Source organism: Streptomyces sp. NPDC056361, assembly GCF_042262805.1.
In the GTDB taxonomy this organism is placed as follows: Bacteria; Actinomycetota; Actinomycetes; order Streptomycetales; family Streptomycetaceae; genus Streptomyces.
This window is the reverse complement of the sequence record NZ_JBHJQI010000228.1, coordinates 1-8,808: the sequence shown is the minus strand read 5'-3', so window position 1 is coordinate 8,808 and position 8,808 is coordinate 1. Positions and strand designations below refer to the sequence as shown.

Genomic DNA, 8,808 nt, shown 5'->3' with positions numbered 1-8,808 from the left:
GGGGCCCCACGTGGTTTCCGGTGCTTCCGCGCTAAGCGGCGATCTTGTCCCAGTGCCACTGCGAGTCGAACGACGCGACCTCGATGTGCGCGCCGCCGGCGACCAGCGCCGCCGCCAGGCTCGTCGCCCGCGCGATGAACGCGGACACCCGGTCCGCCGCGAGGAGGTCCTGCTCGTCGAACGGCAGCCCCTCGCAGCGCAGCAGCCGCAGGTCCATGAACCCGTTGAACGTCCGGCCCAGCACCTCCACCGCCTGCGGACTGCGCACGGTGAACCGCACCTTGGCCGCGACATGGCCGTTGTGGTGCTGGTCGGAGTAGTACGCGACGTCCGGGATCGCCGGCGGCACGAAGTGGTCCCGGGCCGCGATCTCGGGCACCTTCGGCAGGTTCCCGACGAGGAAGTGCCACGAGTTGTACTGCATCCGCGAGGAGATCGCCCACGCGGTGTCCGCCAGGTGCGACACGGAGCCGCCGAACAGCCGCCGGGACTCCGGCGACGGCACGACGCAGCAGAAGAAGTGCGGGATCTCCCACGCGGCGATCTTCGGGAACTCCTCCGCGCGCAGCGCCTCGATCAGCGCCGGCAGCGAACGCATCCCGCGGCTCATCGCGAAGTCGGCGTCGAACACCGCCGTCGCCGCCCGCACGGTCTCGTACACCAGGGACTCCAGGCCCGAGCCGAACTCCCCGTGCGGCTCGGCCAGCCAGCCGGGCGCCGCCGCCAGCTCCGCGGTCAGCTCGGCCAGCGTGGCGCCGGTGACCGGCAGCCGCTCCCGCACCCGCGCGCAGAGCGCGGCCTCCAGCTGCTCCGCGTCGTCCTTGACGGGTCCGGCCACCCGCTCGATCTTGTGCATGAGCGGGCCGTAGATCTCCCGGTAGAGCCGGACCCTCCCCATCAGCTCCCGGCGCCGGGCGGCCAGCGCGTCGGCGAGCCCGCCGAGCGCGGCCACCCCGTGCGAGGCCGGGGCCGGCACCGGGGGCAGCGTGGTGTCGGCCGCGTTGTACGCGGTCCGGGTCCGCTCGAAGAGGAGCGCCACGTGGTCGAGCGTGAGCTGCGTCCCGTTGGCCTCCTCGATCCGGCCGTAGCCGGACGAGCGGACGAGGAGCGTGAGGCAGACGACCAGCAGCACGTCGCTGTCCGACCACAGCTCCAGCGGAACCGCCGCCAGCGTGCTCAGCGCGCAGTCGGGGTGCCCCGGCCGCAGCGTCTTGCCCGTCAGCGTGTTGCGGTCGCGGAAGTTGGTGTACTGCCGCTCACCCGCGTACAGGATGAACGGAGCCGTCCGCAGGGCCGCCTCCGTGAGGTTGTCGAGCAGCTCGCGGCGGCCGTCCGAGCCCGCCGCGAGCAGGTACTGGCGGCAGTCGGCGACCGAGGCGTGCCACCGGTCGTCGGCCAGGGCCAGCTCGACCTGGTAGTCCGCGAGGTCCTCGGCGGTCCACGGCACCCGCAGGACGCCGTCGACCAGCTCGGCCTCGCCGCTCAGCGGGCCCTTCGACGGGACCCGGACGACCAGCCGGCCGCTCTTGTCGAGGCCGATCTCGCCGAGGAACGCGGTCGCCGCGCCCTCGGTCCGCTCGGCGGGCCGGGCGTCGTCCCGCCACGACCGGCCGACGAGCACCTTCAACGCGGTCTCGTCCGCCACGGGCAGCGCCCGCAGCTGGATGTCCGCCGGGACGTGCCCGGCGAGCGTGAGGAGGGTGTCGACGGCCGTGGCCAGGTCGGGGGCGTCGACCGCCCGCTGCCACGTCTGCCGCAGCAGCGCCGGGAACCCGGCGTCCTCCGGCACCTGGTAGTCGGGTTCGTCCGCGGCCCCGGCCTTCCGGCCGAGCCGGCTCGGCCGCCGGCTCTGCCGGGCCTTCGCGAGCGCCGCCCGGCGGGGGAGGGTGCCGTCCCGCTCGGTGGGGAACGTCATCCCGTACCCCCCGCGGTCAGGTCGATGTGCTCCCACATGCGGGCCTCGGTCGCGGTCCAGTCCTCGTCCACGTAGATGCAGTCGACGGGGCAGACCATCACGCACACGGGGCAGCCGGAGCAGAGCTCGGGCACGATGACGACGTTGAGCCCGTCGTCGAAGACCGCCCCGAACTCGGCCGGGCAGCTCCGCAGGCAGGTGTCGCAGGTGATGCACTCCGACGTCTCGATGCGACGCGGAGCCTTCTTCCAGTTCTCGTCCCGGGTCCGCGAAGCGATCCGCTCGGCGCGTCCGGTGGTGGTGACGGAAGGAGTGTCCTTCACCCTCGCCATGAATGTGCTCCCCTCACAAGAGTCGGCCCCTCAACGGGTGTTCGTGGTGATCGCGTCGGAGATGCCGTCCCACAGACGGGTCCGGGCCGCGAGCGCGCGGTCGATGGTCTCCTCGCACTCGGTCCACTTGGCGGCGTCGTCGCCGCACAGGTCGGCCAGCATCTGCATGGCCATCGGAGTGTGCTCCTCGGCGTCCACCTGGATGTGGCGGCGGAGGTAGTCCACGAAGGTGGACAGCGTGCCGTGGCCGGCGTCGAGCGCGGCCACCTGGTCGAACATGTCCGGGATCAGGTCCTCGCGACCGAACGCGAAGGCCGCGGCCTGGCAGTGCACCGGCGCGTGGTCGATGAAGTCCCAGGTCGTGCCCACGAATTCGGCCACCGAGCGCGGCACGCCCGCCTCGTCGAGGGCGGCCGGGACGGGACGGCCGGCGCGCAGCAGGCCGATGAAGGCGTCGATGCGCGTGGTGTCGGCGCCGGCCTGCCGCATGCCGTCCACGTACAGCTCGAAGTGGCTGATGAAGCCGTCGCCGAGTTCGTCGCTCTCCTCGACGAGGACGATGTCGTTGATGAGCCGGCGGCTGCCGGTGGAGGCCGACGGCAGCCACGGCACCTCGACGCACGTCAGCTGCCGCTGGAGGGACTTGAGCAGGGACATGAAGTCCCACACCGCGAAGACGTGGTGCTCCATGAAGGTGACGACCGCGTCCACCGAGTCCAGCTGGTGGTAGATCGGGTGGCTCAGTACCTTCTGGCGGGCCGGCTCGATGGCGCCCTTGAGCGTCTCGATGGCCGGGTGGGTGCCATCCCATTCGTACCGCGACATGGTGTTCTCTCCTTCGGATCGGGGCTGGATGTCGGGCGTGCGGGCGTGCGGGTCGGGCGTGCGGGGTGTCTGCGGGGCGGCCGGTCAGTAGGCGCCGAAGTACTCGCGGTGCTCCCATTCGGTGACCTCGGCCGCGGGGCCGCCGGGGAGTTCGTCGGCGCACCAGGCCTCGAAGCGGGCGGCCTCGCTGTCCTTGAGCTTCGCCAGGCACTCCTTGAGGGGCGCGCCGAGCAGCCGTTCGGCGCTCTCGCTCGCGCGGAAGGCCTCGACGGCCTCGGGGAGGGACCGGGGCAGCGGGGGCCGCGGGACGCGGTCGGCGGGCACGCCGGAGAGCATCCCTTCGAGGCCCGCGTGCAGCTGGGAGGCGATGGCGAGGTACGGGTTGGCGCAGGGCTCGCCGACGCGGTTCTCGACGTGGGTCGAGCTGCCGCCGCTGAGGACCCGGACCATGGCGCTGCGGTCCTCGAACCGCCAGTCGACGGAGGTCGGGGCGAGGGTGAACTCGGGGGAGAGCCGCCGGTATCCGTTCACGGTCGGTACGGACAGCAGGCAGAGCTCGCGGGCCCGGGACAGCAGGCCGCCGATGTAGGCCTGGCCCTCGGCGGAGATGGCGTCCTGGAGGCCGTCGCCCTCGGCGAACAGGTTGACGTCGGTCTTGGTGCTGCTGACCGACTGGTGGAGGTGCCAGCCGCTGGGGTCGAAGCTGTCCAGGCGCGGCAGCGTCATGAACGAGGCGTGGTGGCCGCGCCGCCGGCACTCCTGCTTGAGCTGGGTGCGGAGCAGCAGCATCGCGTCGGCGGCGTCGAGCGCCAGCATCGGGTTGAAGGTCGTCTCCAGCTGCCCGGGGCCCGACTCGTGCTCGAACGACCGCAGCGGCAGGCCGAGCCGGACGAGCATCGCGGCGAGCGGGTCGGCGATGTCGGCGACCGAGTCGTAGGCGCTGTCGAGGTTGAACTGGTAGCCGGGGTTCACGGCCTCGACCTGGGGCGCCGCGCCCTGGAGGCCGAAGCCGTTGCCGGCGTTCCCGACCGGGCCGCCGGTCAACTTCGTGAGGTACCACTCCAGTTCGAGCCCGATGACGGGTGCGAGGTCCTCCCGTTCGTACGCGGCGCAGACGCGGCGCAGCACGTTCCGGGCGGAGAGCGGGTGCGGGGTGCCGTCGCGCAGGTACTCGTCGCCGAGCACCCAGGCGGTCCTGGCGCCGTCCCTGGGCAGCACCTGGAAGGTGCGCGGGTCGGGGACGAGGACGAAGTCGCCCGCGCCGAGCAGTTCGCCGACGCCCACGCCGGCGTCGGCGAGGAACTCGACGGCGACCGCGTGGCCGGTGTCGAAGAGGAACGGCCCGGCGCTGAAGTCCATGCCGTTGCGCAGCACCGAGCGGAAGACGTCCGCCGGCACCGTCTTGGAGCGGGCGAGGCCGTGCGGGTCGCAGAACACGACCCGGACGAGGTCGACGTCGTCCAGCTGGAGCTCGACCTGCTCGGCCGCCGCGGCCTGCCGGTCGTCCCAGAGCCCGAACTCGGCCACGAACGAGGGGCGTCCGACGCCGCTCTCACCGCCGATCCGGGACCACGATCTCGAAGCCATGATCAGTTGCCTTTCGCTGTGACGCCGGGACGGGTCAGGGTGAGGCCGAGCGCCGTCGACAGGAGCCCGGCGGCCGAGAGGGCGAAGAGGTCGTCGTCGGCCGGGGCCGCGGGCCCGGGCGCGGCGGAGGAGCGCCCGGCGTCCTTCGGGAGCGCGGCGAGCGCCGTGCCGAAGAGTGCGGCGGCGGAGAGCATGAGGTCGTCGTCGAGCGTCCTGGGCGTCATGGTCGTCTTCCTTCCGTCGTGCTGCCGGGGGGAGCCAGGGTGAGGCCGAGGGCCGTCTCGAGGAGGCCGGCGGCCGAGAGGACGAGGCCGTCGTCGCCGACGCGGCCCACGAGTTGGAGCCCGACCGGCAGACCGGCCGGCGTGAGGCCGACGGGCAGCGACAGGGCGGGCTGACCGGTGAGGTTGAAGGGGTACGCGGCCGGGGCCCAGGCCAGCCACCGCAGGTCCGCGGGGTCGGCGGCCCACGGCGGGGCGATGGCCTCGGCGGCGAACGCCTCGATCGGGACGGTCGCCATGACGAGGAGGTCGTACGTCTCCATCACCGAGGCGAGCCGGGTCCGCAGGGCGAGCCGGGCCGCCTCGGCGCGCGCCACGGCGGCGCCGCTCAGCGACCGCCCGTACCGCACGACCGCCAATCGGCCCTCGTCGCACCAGGGTTCGTCCTGCGGCGCCGTGCCGTGCGCGTCCGCGGCGGCGAGGATGTCGACCAGGGCGCCGTACGGGTCGGGGAACGGGACCTCGATCCGCTCGACGCGGTGCCCGAGCGCCGCGAGGACCGGCAGGACGCCCTCGGTGGCGTCGCGGACCGGCCCCGACGTCCCGGGGAACTCGATCCAGCCGACGCGCAGCGGGCCGAGCGCCGCCGGGGCGGCGGGCGGCGCGGCCCCCGAGTCGGGGTCGCGCGGGTCGGGACCCGCGAGCACCGCCATCATCTCGGCGGCGTCCGCCACGCTCCGCGCCAGCGGCCCGACGTGGGAGAGCCGTTCGGCGCACGCCGGCACGTACGGGATCCGCCCGTACGACGGCTTGAAGCCGACGACACCGCAGAACGCGGCGGGAATGCGCACCGACCCGGCACCGTCGGTGCCGAGCGAGGCGGTGCACAGTCCGGCCGCGACCGCGGCCGCCGACCCGCCGCTGGAACCGCCGGCCGTCCGGTCGAGCGCCCAGGGGTTGCGGGTGGGGGAGCCGAGCCGTCCGACGGTGCTGGCGCTCCACCCGTACTCCGAGGTGGTCGTCTTCCCCACCACGATCGCGCCCGCCGCGCGCAGCCGCGCCACGGAGGGCGCGTCGGCGGCGGTACGGTGGTTGGGCAGCAACGACCCGCGCCGGGTGGGGAGTTCCTCGGTCTGGATGAGGTCCTTCACCGACACGGTGACGCCGAGCAGCGGCCTGCCGCGGAAGGCGGCCGGACCGAGTCGGGCGACCAGCAGGTCGGCCGCCGCGGCCTCCCGCAGCGCACGGGCCTCGGCCACCTCGACGTACGCACCGAGCTCCGGGTCCGTCCCACGGATGGCGCCGAGCACGTCCTCGACGTGCCCGGCGACCGTGGAATGACCTTCGAGAAGTAATTGGCGTGTTTCCTGAATGCCGTGGCAGATCGGCTGCCTGCTCTTCGTTGCGGTGGACTCTGACACGAGACCACTACAAGTCATCTTCCGAATTCCTGGCAACTTACGGATTGTCTCGGCGTTGCATCTGCTGCATTCCTCACTTGAACGGGATTTCTTGCGAAGGGGAAGGTCGGAGAGCAGCATGATTCCGAGGTAATTCACCGTACTGACACGTACTCACACGCTACTTAATCGCACAGGAGAAGACCCGATGAGTCCACGGATGGACAACCCTTCGCTGGTCGTTCCCGGCGCCCTGCAGCCCCTGCTCGACCTGACCGAGGTCATCGGCAACGTCGGCGTGCCGCAGACGACCCTCGACCTGGTCCGGCTGCTGGTCAGCGAGATCAACGGCCGCGTCTACACCCTTGAGGACATCGCGGACAAGGCGGACAAGCGCCTGGCCCAGGTGTCGGACTGGCGCAACCAGACCGTCTTCGACGACGCCGAGCGCTCCGCCCTCGCGATGGCCGAGGCCGTCACCCTGATGACGGACCCGGTGGACATGGCGCCGGACGAGGTCTGGGAGGAGTCCGCCAAGTACTACAACGACGAGCAGCTCGGTGCCATCGTCATGCACATCGGCCTGGTCAACTTCTGGAACCGCGTGAACGTGGCCACCCGCCAGGAACCCGCGGCCTTTCGCTGAGGAAGGGGACACGGCACCGTGCTGAAGCTCATCAACGCCGGTCTCGGCAGGACCGGCACGACGTCCCTGAAGGTGGCCCTGGACCGGCTCGGTCTCGGCCCCTGCTTCCACATGTTCGACATCGTCGGCGACGGAGAGCGCCTCGAACAGTGGGCGAAGATCGTCTGTGACGGCGAGGAGCCCGACTGGGCCGCCCTGTACGACGGTTACACCTCCGCGGTGGACGGCCCCTGCGCGGTCTACTACCGGCAGATCGGCGAGGCGTTCCCCGAGGCGAAGGTGATCCTCACGGTGCGCGACGCCGAGGGCTGGTACAAGAGCACGTACGACACGCTCTACCAGTTCGTGCTCAAGAGCGCCGAGCACCCGCCGGAGCCCGGCTCCCGGCAGGCGAGGCTGCTGGACGTCACGCGCACGATGGTGTGGGACGGCGTCTTCGACGGCCGGTTCGAGGACAAGGACCACGCCATCGCGGCGTACCACCGCCACAACGAGGAGGTCGTGCGCGTCCTGGGCGCGGACAACGTCCTCGTCTACGACGTGAAGCAGGGGTGGGAGCCGTTGTGCGCCTTCCTCGGTGTCGACGTCCCCCAGGAGGAGTTCCCGCACGCCAACGACTCCGCGGCCATGCGGCAGCGGATCGCCGCGGCGGCCGGAGCCGGCCCGGTCTCCGCCGGCTGAGTCAGCGAGGAGCAAGCGGTGTTGATCACGGAAATGTCGGTCCCCGGCGCGTACCGCGTCGAACCCGAGCCGCTGAGCGACCGGCGCGGGTACTTCTTCGAGTCGGTGAAGACCAGCGCCCTGCTGGAGGCCAGCGGCTGGGAGTTCTCGGTCCGCCAGGTCAACTACTCGGTGTCGAAGCGGAACACCCTCCGGGGCATCCACGGCACCAAGGTCCCGCCCGGCCAGGCGAAGTTCGTCACGTGTGTCCGGGGGAGCGCGCTCGACATCGCCGTCGACCTCCGCGTGGGCTCACCGACGTTCGGCCACTACGACGTCACCTACCAGAGCCCGGAGTCGGGAACGGCGGTCTACCTGCCGGACGGGGTCGGCCACGCCTTCCTCGCCCTCACCGACGACACGTGCATGAGCTACCTCTGCTCGCAGGAGTACGTGCCCGGGACGATGATCGACGTCGACGCGCTCGATCCGGAACTGGCACTGCCGTGGGACCTGACGGAACCCCCCATCCGCTCGGACAAGGACGCGGTGGCCCCCACCCTGGCCGAGGCCGCGGCCGCCGGCCTGCTGCCGACCTACGAGCAGTGCCTGCCGCGCCCCTTTCTCGTCCTCTGAACGCGGATTCGGGTGGCGGGCGCGGCGGATGAACGCAAGAATTCGGATTTGATATCGCGCCGTGAGGCGCGGGAAATGTGTGGAGGTGGAGATGGCGGACACCAAGCGCAAGCCGGGTACGCCCGGAGCGTTCTCCCGGTGGATGCAGAAGCGCATGAACGCCCGGATGATCCGCAAGGTGCGCGACGGCAAGGCCAAGTTCATGGGCATGGACGTCCTCATCCTGAACACGGTGGGCAGCCGCAGCGGCCAGCCGCGGGTGACCCCCGTGGCCTGGTTCGGTGACGGCAAGGACGCCTGGCTGAGCATCGCCTCGGGCGGCGGCACCCAGAACCCGGACTGGTACACCAACCTGATGGCCAACCCGGAGCGGGCGACGGTCGAACTGCCCGGCAGCGGGCCGGTGAAGGTCACGCCCGTCAAGCTCGCGGGCGAGGAGCGGGAGGCAGCGTGGAAGCTCATCTCCACCGCGCAGCCCCGGATGATCAAGTACCAGAGCAAGTCCGAGCGGCAGTACCCGATCGTCAAGATCACCCCCAGGTAGGGCCGCCCGCACGAAAGAACGGCAGTCGGTGTCCGCGGACAC

10 protein-coding genes are annotated in these 8,808 nt (G+C 71.7%); 4 read left to right on the top strand and 6 right to left on the bottom strand.

The features are described from left to right. Positions 1 to 31: 31 nt before the first annotated feature. The 6 genes from ACFCY7_RS38535 to ACFCY7_RS38510 form a co-directional block, all read right to left on the bottom strand. Positions 32 to 1,915 carry a hypothetical protein gene (locus ACFCY7_RS38535; RefSeq protein ID WP_376490746.1) on the bottom strand — a complete coding sequence of 628 codons (1,884 nt, stop codon included), beginning with the start codon at positions 1,913 to 1,915 and terminating at the stop codon, positions 32 to 34. Further along, a complete protein-coding gene (locus ACFCY7_RS38530) occupies positions 1,912 to 2,247 on the bottom strand; it encodes a 4Fe-4S dicluster-binding protein (RefSeq protein WP_376490745.1) in 336 nt (111 codons plus the stop codon). Before ACFCY7_RS38530 ends, ACFCY7_RS38535 begins: the two co-directional genes overlap by 4 nt. A gap of 30 nt (positions 2,248 to 2,277) precedes the next feature. Continuing rightward, positions 2,278 to 3,072, bottom strand: coding sequence for a DUF3050 domain-containing protein (locus ACFCY7_RS38525; RefSeq protein WP_376490744.1), 795 nt, complete (start codon positions 3,070 to 3,072; stop codon positions 2,278 to 2,280). Between the two features lie 84 nt (positions 3,073 to 3,156). Further along, positions 3,157 to 4,659: a glutamine synthetase family protein gene (locus ACFCY7_RS38520; RefSeq protein WP_376490743.1), complete on the bottom strand. Its 1,503-nt coding sequence runs from the start codon at positions 4,657 to 4,659 to the stop codon at positions 3,157 to 3,159. A gap of 2 nt (positions 4,660 to 4,661) precedes the next feature. After that, positions 4,662 to 4,883, bottom strand: a complete 222-nt coding sequence (locus ACFCY7_RS38515; protein WP_376490742.1) for a hypothetical protein — start codon at positions 4,881 to 4,883, stop codon at positions 4,662 to 4,664. Then, positions 4,880 to 6,190 (bottom strand): amidase, encoded by a 1,311-nt coding sequence (locus ACFCY7_RS38510; protein WP_376490741.1) that lies wholly within the window; start codon positions 6,188 to 6,190, stop codon positions 4,880 to 4,882. The genes ACFCY7_RS38515 and ACFCY7_RS38510 overlap by 4 nt, the downstream gene beginning before the upstream one ends. Before the next feature lie 298 nt (positions 6,191 to 6,488). Here ACFCY7_RS38510 and ACFCY7_RS38505 point away from each other — a divergent pair, with 298 nt between their 5' ends. From ACFCY7_RS38505 to ACFCY7_RS38490, 4 genes are all read left to right on the top strand, one after another. Then, positions 6,489 to 6,926, top strand: a complete 438-nt coding sequence (locus ACFCY7_RS38505; protein WP_376490740.1) for a carboxymuconolactone decarboxylase family protein — start codon at positions 6,489 to 6,491, stop codon at positions 6,924 to 6,926. Positions 6,927 to 6,944: 18 nt separating this feature from the next. Continuing rightward, positions 6,945 to 7,607: a sulfotransferase family protein gene (locus ACFCY7_RS38500; protein ID WP_376490739.1), complete on the top strand. Its 663-nt coding sequence runs from the start codon at positions 6,945 to 6,947 to the stop codon at positions 7,605 to 7,607. A gap of 18 nt (positions 7,608 to 7,625) precedes the next feature. Then, positions 7,626 to 8,222: a dTDP-4-dehydrorhamnose 3,5-epimerase family protein gene (locus ACFCY7_RS38495; RefSeq protein ID WP_376490738.1), complete on the top strand. Its 597-nt coding sequence runs from the start codon at positions 7,626 to 7,628 to the stop codon at positions 8,220 to 8,222. Positions 8,223 to 8,313: 91 nt separating this feature from the next. Then, a complete protein-coding gene (locus ACFCY7_RS38490; RefSeq protein ID WP_376490737.1) occupies positions 8,314 to 8,766 on the top strand; it encodes a nitroreductase/quinone reductase family protein in 453 nt (150 codons plus the stop codon). Positions 8,767 to 8,808: the final 42 nt, after the last annotated feature.